A 20,264-nucleotide genomic window follows, 5' to 3' on the forward strand; every position below is an offset into this window, starting at 1 on the left:
AGCGGGCTTTTTGCGTTTTAGACACTAAACGAGTTTAGAATTAAGCAACCAGGCTTCAGAATATTGTTGAATCCTGAATCCTGAATCCTGAATCCTGAATCCTGAATCCTGAATCCTGAATCCTGAATCCTGAATCCTGAATCCTGAATCCTGAATCTAAGCTATTTCAGCTTGTTCTTGAGGTGAAAAGATAACTTTAGGATCAATGATAATACTGTGCTTATTATCCATATTAATTAGGCCTTTCATCATATGCCTAGTTTGCGGGTCAATATCAAAACCTACCGAAGTTAATTGCTCTAGAGGCTTAATATCATCCTTGTTGACTGTTAATGAGTCCTCTACCTTATCAACCAATAAGCCTATATGTGGTGTTTTACCATCTTTGGTGGTGAAGATGATTATTGGCTTATAATCTAGTGTGATTTGTTCTCTGGCTGTTTGAAATAACCTAACAAGAATCGTAAATATTTTACGTTTCTTCTCATGAAATAGAGTAAGGGCTTCACCTGATGAATCGTTTTGATTAATTGTGAGTAATTCATCTGCCATTGCATGAAGTTCGCGATGAGGCTGATCAAATTTCATTAAGATAACTCTTAGTTCATCGTTATCAGTTTTAAAATTGTTGTACCACGTGCCAAAGGCACATTTATCTGGATCTTTAGCTTTTTCGAAAGGCACACCATTTGTTAAGCTATTCTCTAACGCATCAAGCCAATCTTGATGATCTTTTTCTCTTGCAATAAGTAAATTTGAGAGTTCTTGATTTGTCACATGCGTTGATTGGTTATTTAACACCATGGCTAAATCAAAAATTGGCGTTGGTGTACCAAGGTAATCTTTAACTCCAATAAAGCTCTTGTTCTTATTAGGGAGCTCTGTAAGGTTGTTCTCATAACGTTCAGTTAATAATATATCGAGTATTTTTAAAGCAATTGTTTTTGAGCCAACTTTAAAATTGATAAAATCCATATACGTTTCTTTCCAAACATTGACATTTCTTAAATAGAGCATAGTTGAGCTTGTCAAAAATGCACGTATGATAAGTAGCTAACTTACCGATTATTATATTAAAAGACAGTATCGTAATGAAAAATGAATCGAAGCTACTTGCAGGCAGTCTAGCATTGTTTTTAACAGTAAATACATATGCAAAACAAACTTCAATAATGCTTAGTGTAGAAGAACAAAGGATAACTGAGCAGCACAAGTACGATGCAACGTTAGGAAACACTAAAAAATTATCGCTCTTTGTTCAGCAGTGGTTACTTGTAAAAAATTATAAGCAAGCAAAGCAACTGTTAAAAACGGAAGGCACGCGTTTGTGGTCAGAGATAAAATCACAAGTGAAAAGTCAAAGACGTTATGATGATAGGCCTTTATATTGGCAGCGTTTAGCTATTAAAGCCCAGATTAAGAAGCAACCCTTAAAATTCACAGAGACAGAATTAGAAAGCTTACTCGAGGTATTTGAAAATGTATCGCGCGGTTATGATGATATTGACTATCGCTATAACACAGCGAAACAAATTTTTATTACTGGGTTTGATCCCTTCTTACTGGATAAGAATATTGGGCAAAACAATCCATCTGGTTTGGCTGCACTTAGTTTAGATGACAAAGTTATTGAATTAAATGGTGTTAAGGCTGAGATTAATGCTGTTATTGTGCCTGTACGCTACGAAGATTTTGATATTGGAGAAATTGAATCGCTTTTGGCACCGATTTATATAAACGGGAAAGTGGATTTGGTTTCTACTGTTTCTATGGGTAGAGAACACTTTGATCTTGAACGTTTTCCTGGCAAGCGTCGCAGTGTTACAGCTCCTGACAATTTAAACGTGCTTTCTGGTGGAACAGTTAAAGCACCTGTTATCTCAAAGTTGGCTGGTGAAACGCTCTCAGGTAATGAGTATGTTGAATTCAGTTTACCAGTTGCCGCAATGCAAAAAGCCAAAGGTAAATTTCAAGTAATCGATAATGTGAAAGTAGTGACGTTAGAAAAAGGTGAGTTACAGCCTAAATTACTCTCAGAATTAGATGGGCTTACAGCGGTTTATGGTAGCGGTGGTGGTTATTTATCAAATGAAATTTCCTACCGTAGTATTCGTTTACAAAATCGGCTTGGAACTAAAGTACCAACAGGTCATATTCATACTCCACGAATTAAAGAGTTTGATGAGGAGACTAATAAAGCGATTGTGAATCAAATTGAAGAAATGCTAAAGCAAGCAATTATAACACTTTAAAAATATTCAAAATGATTAAGGAAAACCGTGTTACCATCTATTTCTTCTTTGACTTCAATATAATTTCTTGTTGCACTATCGAGTTTTTCTTTGTTTCTTTTTAATTCGGTTAAGAGACATTCTTTCGTTAAATCTTTACAGTTTTTAGCTGCATTATAGAATATATAGGCATTAGCATAGCCTTCGAGGTGCACTCTAGTTGGATTCAGAATGCCAGCTTTTGTCATTGTTTGTAAAAAACGTTTACACCATTCTTCTGTACATCCTTTTACCGTTGGCATAACTTCTGTAACTAAAATCCGACTGTGCTGTTTTATTCTTGAAAATAATTCATCGCTAGAGACAAAGGAAACAGAGGTGAATTGCGGTGTGAAGTTTTGTTGTGCTGCTAAGTTGATAAAATGTGCTAATGGTTCGTAGGTACCTACTAAGCAAACCGCTTCTGCTTCACTGACTTTTAGTCGCTTTAAAGCTTCTTTAATATCTTGTGTATTACGTTTGAACCGTGCAATTTCTACTGGTTTTATAGCGTATGGTTGCATCGCTTTTTCTAAGCCATTTTGTACCGAGAGACCAAACTCGTCGGCTTGAATCAAAAAGGCGATTTTCTTGACGTTCAATTGTTTAACCAAATAATCAATTTGTACTTTTGCTTCGTCGTAGTAGCTAGCTCGCAAATTAAAAACATTAGCTTTGCCGCGTAAAAACTCAGCACCAGTAAAAGGGGTGATAAATGGAATTTGATGTGAGTCTATAATCGGCTGAATTGCGTTTGATGTTGGTGTGCCGACAAACGAAAATAACGCATCCACCCTAGCAGTGCTAACAAGGTAACGGGTATTAATTACCGTTAAGTGTGGTTCGTACTGATCATCGCGAGTTAACAGCTCAATTAAACGACCATTAACACCACCTGATGCGTTAATCTCACTAAAAAAAGCGCTCGCCCCTTGCTCCAGTTGAACACCTAATTTAGCCGATGGTCCACTAAATGCTGCGGACATTCCCAACTTTAGAGATGGCTGTTGTGTAGCTAGTGAAAAAAAGGGCATACAACAGATAAATATGATTACTTTAAATTTTAAAATAATGACTACACCATTCACGAGCAGCTTGTTTAAGCGCTAAAGTAAGTTGCTTTTTCCCAGTTAATGCAAGAGCTTCAATCACATCCGCTTCTGACATATTTTGTAATACTAGCTTAATTATCAATTTTCTAGAAACATTTTCCAGTTGCAATAATAGCTTGGGGTATGCTTTAACTTGGTCAAACAACGCATAGCGCGCTTGATCAAAGTTAACTTCGCCTTTACTAAAGCGTAGTACCAAGTTTATATTACAGTTTATCGGTTCTACTGGTGATTGTCTGTTCGACAATAGTGTGAGTACTAGCTCACTTTGTAAACGTGAGAATGAGCGCGATAATTCAAAAATAAACTGTTGTTGAAAATGTTGTTCTAACGAGTTTAATTGTGCTTCAAGCTTTGTTGCTTTAATCACTAAACAAGAGTGCTCACCACTGGCTTTATCACACTTAGCCCCCAGTTTGATTATTTTATATTTTTGTCTCAGCCAAAAATTGCAAAGCTTGCTTTCTGCACCAAAACTCGCACCGATAAACTCCACTTCATCACATAATAATGACTCAATTGCACTGAGTAACTGGGTGCCTATGCTTTCGCCTTGGCAAAAAGGGTTAACGGCAATGCGAATAATACGTGCATAACGTTTTGCTAATAGGTCTTTATCACCAAGCAGTGTGGCAGTGGATTGTGCCAGCAAGTTGCCCTGAGGTCTTCGCAAGCCGGATATAATATCACTAGCTAAGGGGTCATCTATTTCGCCTTCTAAGGCTATCAGTGCAGCAGCTAAAATAGTGCCATTTTGTTCAGCAACAAATAATTTTAGATTATTGCCATCGAGCATATGCCTTAAGTCGTTAGCACTGGTTTGGTAATGCGCCATCACTAAAACAGCAAATACTTGCTTTAATAAAGATTCATTATTAGCTAATTGCTGTTGTGTAATTTCGCAAAAATTAATTTGTTGTTTGTGATCAGGTGATGGCTCAGTAAAGTCGGCATTCAGTACAAGTAATTGATAAATTGCCTGCTCTAAAGGATCGTTTGAGTTGTAGCGAATTGGGTCCGCCAACTCTCTCGGTTGGCAGTTGCTGCGCGTTTTTTGTAGGTACGGAATAAAGCGTAAATTAAACCCTCGACCAGTGCCTTCATAGCCATGAAGCGTTGTAGAAAAGCCAAGCTTTATCGGTAAATCGAGCGCTTTTTTTAATAAGCTTACAGGCAAGGTTGCCGCTTCATCAATTAATACCAAATCGAAGTTTGTTGCTTGGTTTAGCAACGCATCAGGTGCAATAAAATCAAGTTGTACGTCATTATCAATTAGCAACTCGAAGTGTTTAAATACAGTGGCAACAGTTTGCTTATGGTGGGCACAAATTGCTACGCGTTTATCTTGCGAAACATAATTTGCAGCAAGCATTCCAAGTGTTGCAGACTTTCCTCTGCCTCTATCAGCAGTTAGTAAAAACGTGGCGCGGCGCTTAGTTATAAATTTGCTTAAATCAGCAACTAGATTTTGCTGTTCTTTATACTGAGTACTCTCAGTTGCAGCGTACATTGGGATTGTTGGCAGTGCATTGTGCTCTGAAACAATCAAAGTGTGCTCGTTGTTTTTAAGCAACGAAATTAACCGAGTTTGAAAAAGTGAAATAGACTTGTGTGGTTTATTAGCACTTTGAAAACGAGCAAACGCTGGATCCGCTTGCTTAGCGTAACTTTCAAAATTTGGCATTAGCAGTACCAGTAGGCCGCCTGCTTTTACCGTACCAGCCACGGTTGCTAGCTTGTCCGGCATCAGCCCTGAATTTACGTCAAATACTACTGTGCTATATTCTTGCCCTAATAACTGGTGATTATGCTCAGGCCAAAAATTTACTGAGGGGTGGTGACTCAGGGTTAATAAATCGGGGTAAACCGTTTTTAAGGTATCAACTTGTTGCCAACACCAATGCTCACACCCTGACAAAACCAATAACTGACGATGTTTGCTCGTTAGTAGCGACTGATGTAATTGGTTGAGCCAGGTGTTAGTCAGCATAATTTACATCGCTTGTAATTTCGCATACATGGTAACTAACCATTTAGTGCCATGATCATCAAAGTTAACTTGAATACGCGCCTGTGGGCCCGTACCCTCATAGTTTAGCACCGTACCTTCACCAAATTTCCCGTGCATTACGCGCTGGCCGAGTTTAAAGCCAGTATCGTTAAAGGTTTCTAAGCTGATGGTATTACTAAAACGGCCTGTGGTTTTAGGCTTAGTAATTTGTGTTTTAACACGAATTTCATCCAAGCAATCTTCAGGTAATTCGCGAATAAAACGTGACGGACTGTGAAACTTTTCTTGTCCGTATAAACGGCGGCTTTCCGCGTGACAAATATAAAGCTTTTGCATCGCGCGTGTCATACCTACATAACACAGTCGACGTTCTTCTTCTAAACGGCCGGTTTCTTCTTGGCTTTGTTGCGACGGGAACATGCCTTCTTCAACGCCTGCCATAAATACCAACGGGAACTCTAAGCCTTTGGCCGAGTGCAGAGTCATCATTTGTACTGCATCTTCGTGTTCGTCTGCTTGCCCTTCACCTGATTCAAGCGCGGTGTATGCTAAAAAGCCATCAAGGGGTGAGCTAAACTCTTCTTCATCTGGCAATTCGTATTGGCTAGTAGCGTTAATTAATTCTTCTAAGTTTTCTACGCGCGCTTGGCCTTTCTCACCTTTTTCTGCCATATACATCGCCATTAGACCTGATGTTTGAATAGCATATTTGGTTTGTTTATCTAACGATTTATCGAGAATATTGTCTTCAATCTGATCGATCAGTTCAATAAACGAATTAACCGCATTGGCAGCGCGCCCCGCTAAATGTTTTTCTGCGAGTAAGGTTTTTGCTGCATACCAAAGTGGTAATGATTCGCTACGCGCGCAATCACGAATCAGACTTAATGTGCGATCGCCAATGCCGCGCGTTGGGGTATTAATAATACGCTCAAATGCAGCGTCATCATTGCGGTTATTTACAATGCGTAAGTAGCATAATGCATCTTTGATTTCTTGACGTTCGAAGAAGCGCATACCGCCATAAATACGGTAAGGAATTCGCGGTGACTGAATATTTAATTCAGATTCCAGTACACGTGATTGGGCGTTGTTGCGGTATAAAATGGCACAGTCTTGCAGTGCATTACCTTGCTCAAACCAAGCCTTAATTTTACTTACAATAAAACGGGCTTCATCTAGCTCGTTATAAGCAGCGTAAACCCCAATTTGTTCACCTTGATTGCCGTCAGTCCACAGCTCTTTACCCATGCGCTCGGAGTTATTGGCAATTAAATGGTTTGCCGCTTTTAGAATATTACCTGTTGAGCGGTAATTTTGTTCTAAGCGAATGGTTTGTGCATCAAAGTCACTAATAAACTGTTTAATATTCTCGATACGCGCGCCACGCCAGCCATAAATACTTTGGTCATCATCACCCACGATCATGATCTTGTTGCTTTTACCAGCAATCAATTTTAACCACTGATATTGAATGGTGTTGGTATCTTGGAATTCGTCTACCAGCATATGCGGAAAACGCTGTTGGTAGTGACGAAGTAAGGTTGGTTGATCGCGTAATAATTCAAAACAACGCATTAAAATTTCGGCAAAATCGACTAAGCCTGCACGGTCACATGCTTCTTGGTAAGCGGTATAAATACGCAGCATCATTTGCTCGTTAGGGTCAAACGCTTGAATATGTTTAGGGCGTAAACCTTCGTCTTTTTTAGCGCCAATATACCAAGCCGCTTGTTTGGCTGGCCATTTCTTCTCATCGATGTTCATTGCTTTCAATAAGCGACGGATCATTCTGATTTGGTCATCAGTATCGAGAATTTGAAATGATTCTGGTAGGTTTGCTTCTTTATGGTGGGCGCGTAGAATACGATGGGATAAGCCGTGGAAAGTACCAATCCACATACCGCCAACAGATGCTTTAAGTGTTGCTTCAACACGGCTGCGCATTTCTTTTGCAGCTTTGTTGGTAAAGGTTACGGCAAAAATGCTGTAAGGGGATGCATGTTCAACTTGCATTAACCAAGCAATACGATGGACAAGTACGCGGGTTTTACCTGAGCCTGCGCCTGCCAGTACCAGCATATTTTGCAATGGGGCGGCAACGGCTTCGCGTTGATTGTCATTTAAACCATCTAATAATTCAGAAACGTCCATCGAAGTTAACTCTTTACCAAAATTGGCAAAAGTATAACAGGAGTTGATTTAATACCAAATAGAATACTGTTTTTATAAACAGGGGTTGGTTGTCTATTGAGTTTTTTCGCTAACCTTTACATTATGAGTAGGCTGCGGAAGCTCTGAAAATTTTGTTTCTAAGTACGTTTTTACAAACGTTGATCTTTCTTCCTTAGGTAAAGTTGCGATTATATTTTCAATGTGAGTTATTTGTTGTTTTTCTTGAAAGTGAGATATAACTTTGTCACCACTTATGAGTAAGAATAGAATTAGCAGAGGGCCCATAACAGGAAATCCATTCCGTCCTTTTAACTTTCCATCTATATAAAGCTTCACCCCAGTTAACCAGTTATTGGTTACGCGAACGTGATGGTCGTTTAAGTCGAATTCCCATTCTTTATACATAATGTTAGTCCTTTTTATTATTTAAGTCTTTAGTCGTCTGAGCAGGTTAACTTTCGTTATTCTTCGTTTGCTAAGTCACTATAAGGGTTTTCCGTCTTATAAAGTTGTTCAACACGCTGCTTTAGGTACTTTGTAGAAAACTTCACACGCTCTTCTTCTGGTAAACTAGCAATGACATTTTCAATATGTCGCATCTGCTGTTTTTCACGATAAATTGAAATCAGGGTTTCACTGCCAAAGAGAAAGAAAAACAGCAGCCCAAAACCCACTAAGTACAATAACGTATCCATTGACTAAATCCTTTTAGCTATTTAATTGATTAATATAACGCTTCGTACTTAGCGATACGCGTTCGTGGGAAGAGTAAACTAGCAGGCTTTCAGCTTCTGTAGTTAATTTTACAGATACCTCAACAGTAAACAGCGCAAATGGAATAACCTCTAAAGTACCTAAATTTTCGAGCTCTATTTTGATAAAAGTATGGGTACCGAGCGCAATTGGAAATCTATTTTTACCTTTTAGCTGCCCATCAACGTATAACTTCAATCCTGTGAACCAATTGTTTGTAATACGGACTTCGTGTTGTGCTAATTGAAATTTCCATTCTGAGTACATAGTTTCGTTTCCCTAATTGCGTTATTTTGTTTGCTGGCTAATTTACTGAATTCTTGGGAAATGAATTTGGGAAAGTGATAAACGGCAACTTAAGCTGCTGTAAGGAAAAAATGTGTAACTTACAGCATATAGTGATTAGATAAAGTTATTTAAATCAAGAATGTCGGATATATCTAGGTGTGCTAATCCATTATATCGGTAAGGTACAAAAGTATTTTCTAGCCAAACGCTATAGCAGCCAGCATTATTCGCGCCTTGCACATCTGAATCAAGGCTATCACCCACATGCAAAATCTCGTTGAGACTTACACCTAATCGCTGGCAGGCCAAATCAAACATATCGCTTGCTGGTTTGGCTTTACCGTGAGGACCTGCTTGTAATACTAAATCGAAGCTGTCTTTCAAATTAAACTGGCTTACATCGACATTACCATTGGTAATAGCAATCACTTTGTATTTTTTACGAAGTGAGGCGAGTAAATCAATTACCTCTGGTGCTACCTCAATATTGCTACGTGCTTTGGCAAATGCGTTATAGGCTTGCTCTGCATGGAAAGCGGCATTCTCGACCTTTAGTGCTTCTAAACCCCAAAGTAACGCTTTTTGACGCCATAAGGTTACATCATTAATAATCTCAGGGTGTTCTAGCGCATAGCCATTTCGGCAAGTGCGCCAAAAGTCGCCGTTTTGTGCTGCCCACTCAGGGATAAGTGCAAGGTAATCTTGCTGTGCTTTTATGGCGTTTTTTATGATAGGGCGGTTGTCATAAAGGGTGTCATCTAAATCAAAACTAATCACCTTCACGGCAGAAATCGCTCGGTTAAATCGTATCATATTACTTCTTTTTGGCCCTTGGGTGCGTGTTGTCATATACCTTTGCAAGGTGTTGAAAATCTAAGTGCGTATACACTTGGGTAGTTGATAAATTACTATGGCCAAGTAACTCCTGCACTGCACGTAAATCGCCGCTCGACTCTAAAATATGTGAAGCAAAGCTATGGCGTAATTTGTGTGGATGCACATTAGCGCTGAGCCCTTGTTCAATGCCCCATTTTTTCATACGCGCACGAATTTGGCGAATCGACAGGCGGCGTTTTTGTTTGCTAGTAAAGAGTGCCATTTCATCTGCATTTGCAAATTCTGCACGCACTTTTAGCCATTCTTTTACCGCACTTATGGCCTTACGACCTACCGGAATGACACGCTCTTTACTACCTTTACCTTTTACGGTTAAAAGACCGTTAAAGATCGCCTGTTTATCATTTAAATTAAGGCTAGCAAGTTCAGATAAACGCAGTCCTGATGAATACATCAGCTCCATCATGGCTTTATCACGCACGGCTAAAGTATCTTCAGGTACAATTTCAAGCAGTTGATTTACTTGGTCAACATCGAGGTTTTTGGGTAGTGGCTTGGTGAACTTTGGCCCCTTAACAAGCTCTACTGGATTAGCTGTTGCTAAACCTTTGCGTATTAGAAATTTATAAAAGCTGCGCAAACAAGAAAGATGCAAGTTAATTGTTCTGGCTGATAAATTGCGGCTTTTAAGTTTGGCGAGTAAGCCTTTAATATTTTCTACTTCAATCGCCTGCCAGCTATTTACGAACTGCGAAAAATAGTGCGCTGAGGTAACTAAATGACGTTGATAGGCATCAACGGTGGCATCTGAATAGTGCTTCTCGTTGCGCGCAAAGGCCAAAAATAAATCTAGGGTATGTTGCCAATCTTGATTAAGTGGCTCTGAAGTTGTCATATCTGAGCAAGTTTTATTGTAAGCGCTTGAATAAATTCTAAAACAAACACACTGCTTTGTTCGGGGTGATAGTGTGCTTCATCCTTACTCGCAAAGGCTAAAATCGCTGTTGGTTTTGTTGTTTCACCCACTAAATAAACTGCAGCAGATCCCACAGATTTTTTAAATAACAGCATTTGCTCATCTTGGCTTAGGCGCCCTAAAAAGCTTGGTTGTTGACTAAAGCGCTGATCAAGTAAGGTTTGGTGAATGTCTGGATTAAACAGAGTAAGCTGACAATCCAGTAAGTTAAAACCTTTGCACAGTGTTTGCGAAAGTTTTTCTTGTAGCTCAGCAAGTGTATTTGTTTTTAACAATAAGCGATGACATTGATTGAACACCTTAAAAATATGCTCATTATTCGAAGCATTTTCAATTAGATGTGAAAGTTTACTTGTCAGTTCGCGGTTTTTATTTTGCAGCAAATTTTGCTGGCGACGCACTAAGCTGGTGGTACCATTTGGCTCGTTATAAATAGATAAACGCGAAAGTAGTTCAGGGTGCTTTTGCAAAAAGTCACTGTTTTGTTCTAAAAAGTCGACTACTTGGCGTTCATCTAATTCATTCATAATGCAATTTGGCCATCAAATACATGCTCGGCAGGGCCAGACATTTTTACTGAGTGACCTTCACCTTGCCAGTTAATGGTTAACTCGCCGCCGGGCAATTCAACCTTTACTTCATTCGCAAGTTTCTTTTGCATAATACCAATTACTACCGCTGCGCACGCACCACTGCCACAGGCGAGTGTTTCGCCAGCGCCGCGTTCCCACACACGTAATTTAATATGCTCAGGCGAGATAATTTGCATAAAGCCAATATTGGCCTTTTTAGGGAAGCGCTCATGGTTTTCAAGTAGCGGGCCTAACTCAGTTACTTGGTCTGAATTAATATCGTCAACTTCAAGCACACAATGCGGGTTACCCATAGAAACAACTCCGCAAAATATCGTGTGTTCACCCTCACGAATAATGTAGGTGGTCTCGCGCTTGGTTGCCTTAAATGGCACTTTAGCTGGGTCAAACTTAGGTTGCCCCATATTTACACGCACTTTTCCGTCTTTTTCGTTATGCAGTGTGATATTGCCAGCTTTCGTTGAAACCTGAATGCGATGACGGTTAGTTAGGCCTTTCATGCGAACAAAACGGGCAAAGCAACGGGCGCCGTTTCCACATTGTTCTACTTCATGACCATCGGCATTAAAAATACGGTAGTGAAAATCAAGATCTGGGTCATACGGTGCTTCAACCATAAGTAATTGGTCAAAGCCAATACCGAAGTTGCGATCAGCTAACTTGCGAATTTGGTCTTTTGAAATAAAAACATTTTGCGTGACATTATCAATAACCATAAAGTCATTGCCTAAGCCATGCATTTTAGAAAAATTTACTAGCATATATATTAACTATGGTTGTGCTTAAGGCAGTGTACACTCGTTTCGGTATAGTTCGTCAATAGTTTCGCGTTTGCGGATCACATGAACTTGTTCGTCATCGACCATAATTTCAGCCACGCGAGGACGTGAATTGTAGTTTGAGCTCATGGTAAAACCATAGGCGCCAGCGCTGCGTACAGCAATTAAATCACCTGCTGCTATGCATAAATCACGGTCTTTACCTAGAAAATCGCCGGTCTCACATACTGGGCCAACAATATCGTAGTTTTCGGTTTTACCTTGACGCGGTTTAACCGCAATAATATTTTGCCAAGCTTGATAAAGCGATGGGCGCAGTAAATCATTCATGCCTGCATCAACAATTGCAAAATGCTTACCTTGGTTTTGTTTTAAGTACTCAACATTGGTGACTAAAATACCCGCGTTAGCAGCAATCGCTCGGCCTGGTTCAAAAATAAGTTCAATTTGTGGTAGTTCAGCTAAACACTCGGTGATTTGACTTACGTATTGGCTTGGGTGCGGCGGCGCTTCTTGCGCATATGGCACACCTAAACCACCACCAACATCTACATGGCTAAGCTTTATGCCATGAGTCGCGAGTTCTTTTACCAGCGCAATCACTTTTTTAAGTGCCGCAATAAATGGCTCAACTGCAGTAAGTTGTGAGCCTATATGAAAATCAATACCTTTGATATCTAGATTAGGCAAGCTCGCAGCTTTCTTGTAAACATCAACAGCAACTTTAATATCAATACCAAATTTGTTTTCTTTCAAACCCGTTGAAATATAAGGGTGGGTTTTGGCATCAATATCGGGGTTTACGCGAATAGAAATCGGCGCAGCGACATTCAACTGGCTTGCAACCTCGGAAATGCGTTCAAGCTCAGCTTCAGACTCTACATTAAAACACTTAATATTATGCTCGAGTGCAAACGCAATTTCGTCATGTGTTTTAGCAACACCCGAAAATACCACTTTGCTGGTATCGCCACCGGCTGCGATTACACGTGCTAATTCACCTTTTGACACAATATCAAAGCCAGAACCTAAACGTGCTAACACGTTTAAAATAGCGAGATTTGAGTTAGCTTTGACAGCGTAACAAACAAGATGGTTATGATGACTTGCAGCATCACAAAACGCTTTGTAGTGGCGCTCTAACGTTGCTCGTGAGTAAACATAGCAAGGTGTACCAAATTGTGCCGCAATATCAGCAACTTTCACTTGTTCAGCGTACAGCTCGTCATTTTTATAGTTAAAATAATCCATTTACTGCTGCTCCGTAGGCGTTTGTTCAACAGGTGTTTGCTGCTGTTGTTGATTTGTTTGTGCTGCATCTTCTTCAGCAAGATATAGCGGGCCTTTTTGGCCACAGCCAGCTAAAACAAGCAAAGTACCACTAATAAATGTTGAAACTAATTTCTTACGCTTAACCATATCGTCTGTTTATAAAACTTATTACTGACAAGTGAATGCCACGGTTGGTATTATTGAATAGAGATTATCAGAAAAAAGCGTAAAAACGCAGGATATTGACGTTTTTTCTTATGCTTAATTAGCATCAAAAAATCAAATTGGAAATTAACCTATGACAGACCAAGAATACCATCAGTTAATCGAAGACTTATTTATTAACTTAGAAGAACAAGTTGATGCGTGTGAGGTTGATTTAGACTATGAATCTGCATCGGGTATTTTAGAAATTATTTTTCCAGATGGTTCTAAGATTATTCTTAACAAACAAGCGCCTTTACACCAATTATGGGTGGCAACTAAGTTTAATGGTCACCATTTTGAGCGCCATGGCGATAAGTGGATTGATAACCGCAGCGGAGCCGAATTTTGGCAATTTATGAATGATGCGTCTAGCAAACAAGCGGGCACAAGTATCGAATGGGAAGCTGAATAAATGAGCTTAGAAGCTGTTGTAATTGAACCGCAATCTAGCCACAAAGCAACTGTTATTTGGCTGCATGGTTTAGGTGATTCGGGCGATGGGTTTGCGCCAATCGTACCGGAAATTAATTTACCAGCAGAGCTGGGGGTTAAATTTATCTTCCCTCATGCGCCTATTCAACCGGTCACCATAAATGGTGGTATGGCAATGCGCTCTTGGTACGACATCAAATCTCTTGATCTAGATAAACGCGCTGATGAACAAGGTGTGCAACAATCTGCTGCGGCAGTGCAGCAATTAATTGAAGCTGAAATTGCGAAAGGTATTGAGCCAAGTAACATTATTTTGGCTGGCTTTTCACAAGGCGGCGTGGTGTCTTTGTATTTAGGGCCGCGTTTACCTTATCAGCTAGCGGGTATTATGGCGCTTTCTACTTATATGTGTGAGCCTGCTAAACTTAAGTCGGAAAAACAACAAGCTAACTTAAATGTGTTTATGGCACATGGTAGTTTTGATGATGTTGTACCTATGGGGGCAGGTGAAAGTGCTTACCAAACGTTATTAGATTTAGGTTATGAGGCAAGTTGGCAAGTTTACCCAATGGCACACCAAGTATGTTTAGAAGAAATTAAGGCGATACGTACTTGGTTAATTTCGCGCTTAAACTAGGGAGATAGAGTGGGTCAAAAAATAAAAATTACTGCGGCACTGGCAAATAGTCAAAACAAGCAAAATACAGTTAATCAAAAAATTGAATACCAATGGCATTGGTCGCGTGTTTTTGCTGCGCTTGTTCTCGTAGTAACCGGTTTGTTTTTGCTTACTCTTTATGTTTTCCCAACAAATGACCAAAGACAAAGTGCTCAAGTTGTGGTTAAACAAGGTGCTGTGGTTAGTTCAAGCATGCTTAAATCGGCGGTAAAAACGGACAGAACTAGTGATTTAGAAACCGAAAAGGTTGATTCAAGCCAGCCTGTTGACGTTGAATCAACACAAGAAGCTGTGGTAGACACACCAGCCGCTAAACCAAATACGCAGCAAAGTCATCCTAAATTGACTGAAGCAACAGATGATGTAATTGAGCAGGTTGCGCCTATTGTTTCAGAATCTTCGATTATTAAGGATGCACCAAATACCGAAGCGTTAACCGCTGAAACTCCTGAACCTGAAATGCTAACAGAGCCAGAGCAAACCGAGCCATTAGCCGATATTGCGCTTGGAGCAAAAATGAATACGCAGAGTGTATCGCGTGCGTTGTTATCTCGCGACATTGTTGCTCGCGAACCTGTTGATATTATTGGAGAGCGAATAGCCCGTGCGAGTTTTGCTAAAAAACTCTATTATTTTACGGAAGTTAATGGCCTGAAAGGTAAATTAGTGCGCCATAAATGGTATTTTCAAGATCAATTACAAGCCGATGTTGAACTAACGGTTTATGCTGAACGTTATCGCACTTATTCATCAAAAAATATCGCGGCACTGCAATTAGGTATGTGGCGTGTAGAATTAGTCGCAGAGGGCAAAACCCTTGCGAGCAAGCAATTTATAATTACTGACCAGTAATCGTCAGTGTAGGAAAGTTATGTCACAAGATAAGTCTATTATTCGTATCGCAACTCGTAAAAGTGCGCTGGCACTTTGGCAAGCTGAATTTGTAAAAGCTGAGCTTGAAAAGCATCATGCTAATTTAACGGTCGAGCTTGTGCCTATGTCGACTCAGGGCGACAAAATTTTAGATACACCGCTAGCTAAAATTGGTGGTAAAGGTCTATTTGTGAAAGAGCTTGAAGTTGCCATGATGGAAGGGCGTGCAGATATTGCTGTGCATTCAATGAAAGACGTTCCTGTTGAATTTCCAGAAGGTTTAGAACTACATACAATTTGTGAGCGTGAAGATCCGCGTGATGCATTTGTATCTAATAACTATAAATCACTAGCAGAGTTACCACAGGGCGCAATTGTTGGTACGTCGAGCTTACGTCGTCAGTGTCAACTAAAAGCGGCGCGTCCAGATTTAGAAATTCGTGATTTACGTGGTAACGTGAATACCCGTTTAGCAAAGTTAGACGCCGGTGAATACGATGCGATTATTCTTGCAGCAGCAGGTTTAATTCGATTAGAAATGCCTGAGCGCATTGCTGATTTTATTGCGGCAGAAGACTCATTACCGGCAAATGGTCAAGGTGCTGTGGGCATTGAATGCCGTAGTGATGATGAAACAACAAAAGCCTTGTTAGCACCTTTAGAGCATACTGAAACGCGTTACCGCGTGCTAGCCGAGCGCGCAATGAACCGTAAATTGCAAGGTGGTTGCCAAGTACCGATAGGTGCATTTGCAACCGTTGATGGCGATAAACTGACGTTACGTGGCCTTGTTGGTGCGTTAGATGGCTCGGTGATTCTACAGCATGCTTTAACGGGTAATGTGGCTAACGCAGAGCAAATTGGTGAACAACTAGCTGAACATTTATTAGCGCAAGGTGCGGATAAAATTCTTGCTGAAGTTTACGCAAGCTAACAAGGAGCGACTGTGACACATATTTTACTCACTCGGCCAGAGGAAAAAAGCCAGCAACTCGCCCAGCATCTGGCAGGAAAGGCGATAAAAAGTACCATTCAACCTTTATTGGCGCTTAAAGCTATCACCGTGAGTGAACAGCAACTTGATATGCTAGATGATGCCGATATTGTGTTATTTGTGTCACAAGATGCCGCCCGTTTTTTATATGCGTTAAAGCCCGAATTATCAAAAAACATCAGTTGCTTAGCGGTAGGCAAAAGTACTGCTGAAGTGGTGACGGAGTTATTTGAAAAACAATGTGCCAGCCCAATCGTTGAAACAAGCGAAGGTTTACTGGCAATGCCGGAGCTTAACAACGTCGCGAGCAAGCGAATTGTGTTGGTAAAAGGAAAAGGTGGGCGCAATAAATTGGCCAAAGAGCTAAAAGCACGTGAAGCGATTTTTCAACCACTCGCTGTTTATCAACGCTTAGCGAATCCAGATTTGACGACTACACTTGCTGAAGAGTGGCAAAACAATGGTGTAGACTCGGTAGTGTTAACCAGCAATACAAGCATTGATAGTTTCCTCGCCATAGTGACAGATAAAACTTGGCTGGTAACGCTTAATGTGTTTTTAGTCAGTGAGCGCTGTGTAAGTTATTTCCAAGAAAAAGCTCAAGCAAAACGAATTATTAATTGCCAAGGTGCAGATAATGATAGCATCCTAAGGGCAATATTAAATCAGCATAAACCTCAACAGAGTCACGCTATGGAACAAGAAATAGATATTACCGCAAAGAGTACAATTAGCGATAAGCCAGCATCTCAATCAGCAAAGGAAACTGTTAATAAAACTTCTATTGAAAAGCGCTCTGGCATAGGTAAAGCAATCGCTGTTTTAGCCTTGTTGTTATCCTTACTAGCGCTTTGTGGGCTAGCTTTTGGCTTCATGCTTTATCAGAAACAGCAAGTAGTGCTTGAAGCGTTTAATAATGAAAAAAGCTCGCTAGCCGAACAAATTGCAGCGGCAAATGCACAAGCTATTTCGCTGCAAGGGCAAAATCAGCAACTGCAAACTGCATTATCGGCTCAGGTGACCGAAGCAGAGCTGGCACTTAGCGAAAAAATTGCGCAGCAACTACAGCCAGCAAACCAACAAGCGCCCGAACTTAACCGTGAAGAAGTAAAAAGCTTATATCGCATGGCGGAGTTTAAAGCGCTGGTACAAGCTGACTATTTAGGCGCAGCGGCAATGTTGGCAAGGCTTGATGTATTACTTGAAAGCTTTCCAGGTACGCAGCCCGCACGTGAGGCACTGCACCAAGATATTCAAGCGTTAAATGCTGTGCAAACTGTGGATATTGAAAGTATTTACCTCAGGCTTTCGGGCTTAATTGCCAATTTAGATAAGCTGCCACTTAATATGGTTGTGCTGCCAGAAGAGGCAGATAAAGTTAAGCAACAAGCCCTTTCAGATAATGTAGATGATTGGCAAGCAAACCTAAAACGCAGTTGGGACTTGTTGGTGGATGACTTTATTAAAGTGCGCAAACGCACCGCACCGATTGAGCCTCTATTAAGCCAAGAAGAGCAAGCCCTTATTCGTCATCAGCTTCGTTTTTATATGGTGCAAGCGCAAACGGCTTTGGTTAAGCAGCAAGCAGTTATGTTTACTGCCGCGTTACAGCAAGCCGCTGAAGTCTTAAATAATTACTACGATGTGCAAGCATCTGAAGTGGTTTATTTGAATAGCCAATTATCAGCGCTTCAATCACAACCTTTAGCGTTTAACCCTGAATTTACCTTTAGCTCAGAAGCGGCGATTAAGGAGCTACTATGAGTAAGGCAATAATCAGCATTGTTATTGCGTTAATTGTGTTAGCGTTAGCGCCCATAGCCATTGGTGAAAAAGGTTATGTATTAATCGCTTTTAATGACTACACCATTGAAGGCACGATCACCGCATTTGTGATTGCCGCAATTTTGCTAGCTGCATTTGCTTTTGTGATTTACAAAGTGATGCATTATGTTTTATCACTTTATGGCATTACCCGTTTTAAATGGGCATTACGTGCTGATAAGCGAAAACAAACTAACTTAAAAGCAGGTGTTTGGCAGTTTATTAATCGCGATTTTGTAGGTGCACAAAAAAGTTTAGCAAAAGCACAAGTGCCAGCAGGTTGGGAAAACATCGCCCAAGCAATTTCAGCACGTGCTGCACTCGAGGTGGGCAACAAAGCTGAAGCAAGATTGCACCTAGAGCAAGTATCAGAAGACGATACGCCATACATAGCGCAAATGCTGGTGGAAAGCGAACAAGCTGAACTTGCAAAAGAAAGCATGGAGCAAATCACCAAAAATAAAAAGGCTACAAATCTTGAGCTCGCCAACTTTGCCGAGTACCTAGTGGCACAGCAAGATTGGTCAACACTTAATGAACAGCTAAGCCGTTTTGAGAAAAAACATGCACTTAGTGATGAGCAGTGGCAACAGTTGTTCGAGCGTTATTTTGCTGCGTTAGACCTAAATGCACTAAACAGTGCGTACGGTAATTTGCCTAAAAAGCTAAAAGAAAAAGCTGAGCTTCATTACTTAATCAACCTTGCGTCATTTGCCCCTGAACAAACCGACAAATGTTTATTAAAACTAGCTAAGGGTGATAAGTACCGTGAAATTTGGCAAGTACTTAGCAAGTGCAATAATGCTAAGCTTTCAGATTTACAAAAGTTTGTGCAAACGCGTCTTAAAAAATTACCAGAGGACGAAACCTTATTACTTACGCTGGCATACATTGCTAAAGCGCAAGATGACTTTGAGCTTGCCGGTAAGGTATTTAATAAAGTACTAAGCCAAGACAACGCAAACAAGCATTGGCGTATTGCAGCTGAATGTTTTAGCCAAACGGGTCAGCTTGATAAAGCCGTGTCGCTTTATCAAACCTATGCTTAGTATTTTCGAGAGTATTTATTCTTTATTAGAAAGCGCCGGTGGGCGCTTTTTTTATATTTGTGCGAATAAGGACCTATGTCCTAAGCAATCCTTGCTTTTATAGCTAAACTACGTAGAATCCGCGCAATTTTAAATTTTTAAGGGTCAAGCCATGATCGATTCAACTCTTCCTCTTCTTGATTTACACCGTCACCTTGATGGAAATGTTCGTTCAGAAACCATTTTAGATCTTGGCCTAAAATTTAATATGGATTTGCCTGCAAACGATGTTGAGTCGTTGCGCCCACATGTACAAGTAATTGAAAATGAGCCTGACTTACTTGGTTTTTTACAAAAGCTAGACTGGGGCGTAAAAGTGCTTGGCGATTTAGATGCATGTCGTCGCATTGCCTATGAAAATATGTTTGATGCTAAAGGGCAGGGGCTTGATTATGTTGAGCTGCGTTTTAGCCCATTTTATATGGCGCAAACCCACAACCTGAATATTGCAGACGTTGTTGCTGCGGTAATTGACGGCGTAAAAGCAGGTAGCCGCGAGACTGGCGTTCAAGCAAAGTTAATTGGTATTTTATCGCGTACCTTTGGCGTTGAAGCATGCCAAGCAGAACTTGATGGCTTACTGGCACACAAAAAAGAGCTTATTGCACTCGATTTAGCGGGTGACGAGCTTGGTTTCCCAGGTAACTTATTTGAAGGCCATTTTAAACAAGCACGCGATGCAGGTTTACAAATTACCACTCACGCAGGTGAAGCCGCAGGCAGCGAAAGCATTTGGCATGCAATTAAAGAGCTTGGTGCAACACGTATTGGTCATGGCGTAAAAGCGATAGAAGATGTAGCACTGATGGATTATTTACGCGATCACCAAATTGGTGTGGAGTCGTGTTTAACCAGCAATATTCAAACCAGCACCGTTGCATCAATGGCAACACACCCACTTAAGCAGTTTTTAGCACACGGTATTTTAGCCACCATCAATACTGATGACCCAAGCGTAAGTAATATTGAAATTCGCCACGAATTTGAGGTGGCAGCACCACAAGCTGGTTTAACACAAGCTGAAATCACGCAAGCACAAAAGAATGCATTACAAATCGCGTTTTTAAGTGATAGTGAGCGTAAAGTGTTAATGGGGAAATA

At 40.5% G+C, this 20,264-nt stretch carries 21 protein-coding genes; 8 read left to right on the top strand and 13 right to left on the bottom strand.

From position 1 onward, the window contains the following. Window positions 1-156: 156 nt before the first annotated feature. The gene (locus ABYD77_RS10570) at window positions 157-975 is read right to left on the bottom strand and encodes a chemotaxis protein CheW (RefSeq protein ID WP_372769647.1); all 819 of its coding nucleotides are present in this window, start codon (window positions 973-975) and stop codon (window positions 157-159) included. Window positions 976-1,091: 116 nt separating this feature from the next. On the opposite strand from ABYD77_RS10570, the gene ABYD77_RS10575 reads away from it, so the two are divergent. Continuing rightward, window positions 1,092-2,252, top strand: a complete 1,161-nt coding sequence (locus ABYD77_RS10575; RefSeq protein WP_372769649.1) for a hypothetical protein — start codon at window positions 1,092-1,094, stop codon at window positions 2,250-2,252. Here ABYD77_RS10575 and ABYD77_RS10580 read toward each other — a convergent pair. The 12 genes from ABYD77_RS10580 to ABYD77_RS10635 all read right to left on the bottom strand — a co-directional run bounded on the left by ABYD77_RS10580 (window position 2,249) and on the right by ABYD77_RS10635 (window position 13,213). Further along, window positions 2,249-3,358 carry an ABC transporter substrate-binding protein gene (locus ABYD77_RS10580; RefSeq protein ID WP_372769651.1) on the bottom strand — a complete coding sequence of 370 codons (1,110 nt, stop codon included), beginning with the start codon at window positions 3,356-3,358 and terminating at the stop codon, window positions 2,249-2,251. The genes ABYD77_RS10575 and ABYD77_RS10580 overlap by 4 nt on opposite strands. Next, window positions 3,327-5,372: a GNAT family N-acetyltransferase gene (locus ABYD77_RS10585; RefSeq protein ID WP_372769653.1), complete on the bottom strand. Its 2,046-nt coding sequence runs from the start codon at window positions 5,370-5,372 to the stop codon at window positions 3,327-3,329. Before ABYD77_RS10585 ends, ABYD77_RS10580 begins: the two co-directional genes overlap by 32 nt. 3 nt (window positions 5,373-5,375) lie before the next feature. Continuing rightward, on the bottom strand, window positions 5,376-7,547 hold the full coding sequence (gene uvrD, locus ABYD77_RS10590; protein ID WP_372769655.1) for a DNA helicase II: 2,172 nt from the start codon (window positions 7,545-7,547) through the stop codon (window positions 5,376-5,378). A gap of 93 nt (window positions 7,548-7,640) precedes the next feature. Continuing rightward, a complete protein-coding gene (locus ABYD77_RS10595) occupies window positions 7,641-7,973 on the bottom strand; it encodes a hypothetical protein (RefSeq protein ID WP_372769657.1) in 333 nt (110 codons plus the stop codon). A 56-nt stretch (window positions 7,974-8,029) separates the two neighbouring features. Continuing rightward, window positions 8,030-8,263: a hypothetical protein gene (locus tag ABYD77_RS10600; RefSeq protein ID WP_372769659.1), complete on the bottom strand. Its 234-nt coding sequence runs from the start codon at window positions 8,261-8,263 to the stop codon at window positions 8,030-8,032. A 13-nt stretch (window positions 8,264-8,276) separates the two neighbouring features. Further along, window positions 8,277-8,588, bottom strand: a complete 312-nt coding sequence (locus ABYD77_RS10605) for a hypothetical protein (RefSeq protein WP_372769661.1) — start codon at window positions 8,586-8,588, stop codon at window positions 8,277-8,279. Between the two features lie 135 nt (window positions 8,589-8,723). Continuing rightward, window positions 8,724-9,422 carry an HAD-IA family hydrolase gene (locus tag ABYD77_RS10610; protein WP_372769683.1) on the bottom strand — a complete coding sequence of 233 codons (699 nt, stop codon included), beginning with the start codon at window positions 9,420-9,422 and terminating at the stop codon, window positions 8,724-8,726. 1 nt (window position 9,423) lies between these two features. After that, on the bottom strand, window positions 9,424-10,341 hold the full coding sequence (gene xerC, locus ABYD77_RS10615; RefSeq protein WP_372769663.1) for a tyrosine recombinase XerC: 918 nt from the start codon (window positions 10,339-10,341) through the stop codon (window positions 9,424-9,426). Beyond that, window positions 10,338-10,949 carry a DUF484 family protein gene (locus tag ABYD77_RS10620; RefSeq protein WP_372769665.1) on the bottom strand — a complete coding sequence of 204 codons (612 nt, stop codon included), beginning with the start codon at window positions 10,947-10,949 and terminating at the stop codon, window positions 10,338-10,340. Before ABYD77_RS10620 ends, xerC begins: the two co-directional genes overlap by 4 nt. Further along, window positions 10,946-11,776 carry a diaminopimelate epimerase gene (gene dapF / locus ABYD77_RS10625; RefSeq protein ID WP_274762963.1) on the bottom strand — a complete coding sequence of 277 codons (831 nt, stop codon included), beginning with the start codon at window positions 11,774-11,776 and terminating at the stop codon, window positions 10,946-10,948. The genes ABYD77_RS10620 and dapF overlap by 4 nt, the downstream gene beginning before the upstream one ends. 21 nt (window positions 11,777-11,797) lie before the next feature. Further along, complete coding sequence (gene lysA, locus ABYD77_RS10630) at window positions 11,798-13,045, bottom strand: diaminopimelate decarboxylase (RefSeq protein WP_372769667.1); 1,248 nt, start codon at window positions 13,043-13,045, stop codon at window positions 11,798-11,800. Continuing rightward, entirely contained in the window at window positions 13,046-13,213 is a 168-nt protein-coding gene (locus ABYD77_RS10635; RefSeq protein ID WP_274762961.1) for a lipoprotein, read from the bottom strand. 151 nt (window positions 13,214-13,364) lie between these two features. On the opposite strand from ABYD77_RS10635, the gene cyaY reads away from it, so the two are divergent. From cyaY to add, 7 genes are all read left to right on the top strand, one after another. Then, window positions 13,365-13,685 carry an iron donor protein CyaY gene (gene cyaY, locus ABYD77_RS10640; RefSeq protein WP_372769669.1) on the top strand — a complete coding sequence of 107 codons (321 nt, stop codon included), beginning with the start codon at window positions 13,365-13,367 and terminating at the stop codon, window positions 13,683-13,685. Then, on the top strand, window positions 13,686-14,342 hold the full coding sequence (locus ABYD77_RS10645; RefSeq protein WP_372769671.1) for an alpha/beta hydrolase: 657 nt from the start codon (window positions 13,686-13,688) through the stop codon (window positions 14,340-14,342). 9 nt (window positions 14,343-14,351) lie between these two features. Next, the gene (locus ABYD77_RS10650; protein WP_372769673.1) at window positions 14,352-15,236 is read left to right on the top strand and encodes a DUF2914 domain-containing protein; all 885 of its coding nucleotides are present in this window, start codon (window positions 14,352-14,354) and stop codon (window positions 15,234-15,236) included. Window positions 15,237-15,255: 19 nt separating this feature from the next. Next, window positions 15,256-16,191, top strand: coding sequence for a hydroxymethylbilane synthase (gene hemC, locus ABYD77_RS10655; RefSeq protein WP_372769675.1), 936 nt, complete (start codon window positions 15,256-15,258; stop codon window positions 16,189-16,191). A gap of 12 nt (window positions 16,192-16,203) precedes the next feature. Beyond that, window positions 16,204-18,015, top strand: a complete 1,812-nt coding sequence (locus ABYD77_RS10660; RefSeq protein WP_372769677.1) for a uroporphyrinogen-III C-methyltransferase — start codon at window positions 16,204-16,206, stop codon at window positions 18,013-18,015. Next, complete coding sequence (locus ABYD77_RS10665) at window positions 18,012-19,124, top strand: heme biosynthesis HemY N-terminal domain-containing protein (RefSeq protein ID WP_372769679.1); 1,113 nt, start codon at window positions 18,012-18,014, stop codon at window positions 19,122-19,124. Before ABYD77_RS10660 ends, ABYD77_RS10665 begins: the two co-directional genes overlap by 4 nt. Window positions 19,125-19,275: 151 nt before the next feature. Beyond that, on the top strand, window positions 19,276-20,264 hold a 989-nt coding region (gene add / locus ABYD77_RS10670), incomplete at its 3' end, for an adenosine deaminase (protein ID WP_372769681.1).

This window comes from Pseudoalteromonas sp. (genome assembly GCF_041629635.1).
GTDB lineage: Bacteria > Pseudomonadota > Gammaproteobacteria > Enterobacterales > Alteromonadaceae > Pseudoalteromonas.

Coding starts and splice junctions, on each gene's coding strand:
- ABYD77_RS10570 (WP_372769647.1), bottom strand. CDS start 975: ATGGATTTTATCAATTTTAAAGTTGGCTCAAAAACAATTGCTTTAAAA.
- ABYD77_RS10575 (WP_372769649.1), top strand. CDS start 1,092: ATGAAAAATGAATCGAAGCTACTTGCAGGCAGTCTAGCATTGTTTTTA.
- ABYD77_RS10585 (WP_372769653.1), bottom strand. CDS start 5,372: ATGCTGACTAACACCTGGCTCAACCAATTACATCAGTCGCTACTAACG.
- uvrD (WP_372769655.1), bottom strand. CDS start 7,547: ATGGACGTTTCTGAATTATTAGATGGTTTAAATGACAATCAACGCGAA.
- ABYD77_RS10595 (WP_372769657.1), bottom strand. CDS start 7,973: ATGTATAAAGAATGGGAATTCGACTTAAACGACCATCACGTTCGCGTA.
- ABYD77_RS10600 (WP_372769659.1), bottom strand. CDS start 8,263: ATGGATACGTTATTGTACTTAGTGGGTTTTGGGCTGCTGTTTTTCTTT.
- ABYD77_RS10605 (WP_372769661.1), bottom strand. CDS start 8,588: ATGTACTCAGAATGGAAATTTCAATTAGCACAACACGAAGTCCGTATT.
- ABYD77_RS10610 (WP_372769683.1), bottom strand. CDS start 9,422: ATGATACGATTTAACCGAGCGATTTCTGCCGTGAAGGTGATTAGTTTT.
- xerC (WP_372769663.1), bottom strand. CDS start 10,341: ATGACAACTTCAGAGCCACTTAATCAAGATTGGCAACATACCCTAGAT.
- ABYD77_RS10620 (WP_372769665.1), bottom strand. CDS start 10,949: ATGAATGAATTAGATGAACGCCAAGTAGTCGACTTTTTAGAACAAAAC.
- dapF (WP_274762963.1), bottom strand. CDS start 11,776: ATGCTAGTAAATTTTTCTAAAATGCATGGCTTAGGCAATGACTTTATG.
- lysA (WP_372769667.1), bottom strand. CDS start 13,045: ATGGATTATTTTAACTATAAAAATGACGAGCTGTACGCTGAACAAGTG.
- ABYD77_RS10635 (WP_274762961.1), bottom strand. CDS start 13,213: ATGGTTAAGCGTAAGAAATTAGTTTCAACATTTATTAGTGGTACTTTG.
- cyaY (WP_372769669.1), top strand. CDS start 13,365: ATGACAGACCAAGAATACCATCAGTTAATCGAAGACTTATTTATTAAC.
- ABYD77_RS10645 (WP_372769671.1), top strand. CDS start 13,686: ATGAGCTTAGAAGCTGTTGTAATTGAACCGCAATCTAGCCACAAAGCA.
- hemC (WP_372769675.1), top strand. CDS start 15,256: ATGTCACAAGATAAGTCTATTATTCGTATCGCAACTCGTAAAAGTGCG.
- ABYD77_RS10665 (WP_372769679.1), top strand. CDS start 18,012: ATGAGTAAGGCAATAATCAGCATTGTTATTGCGTTAATTGTGTTAGCG.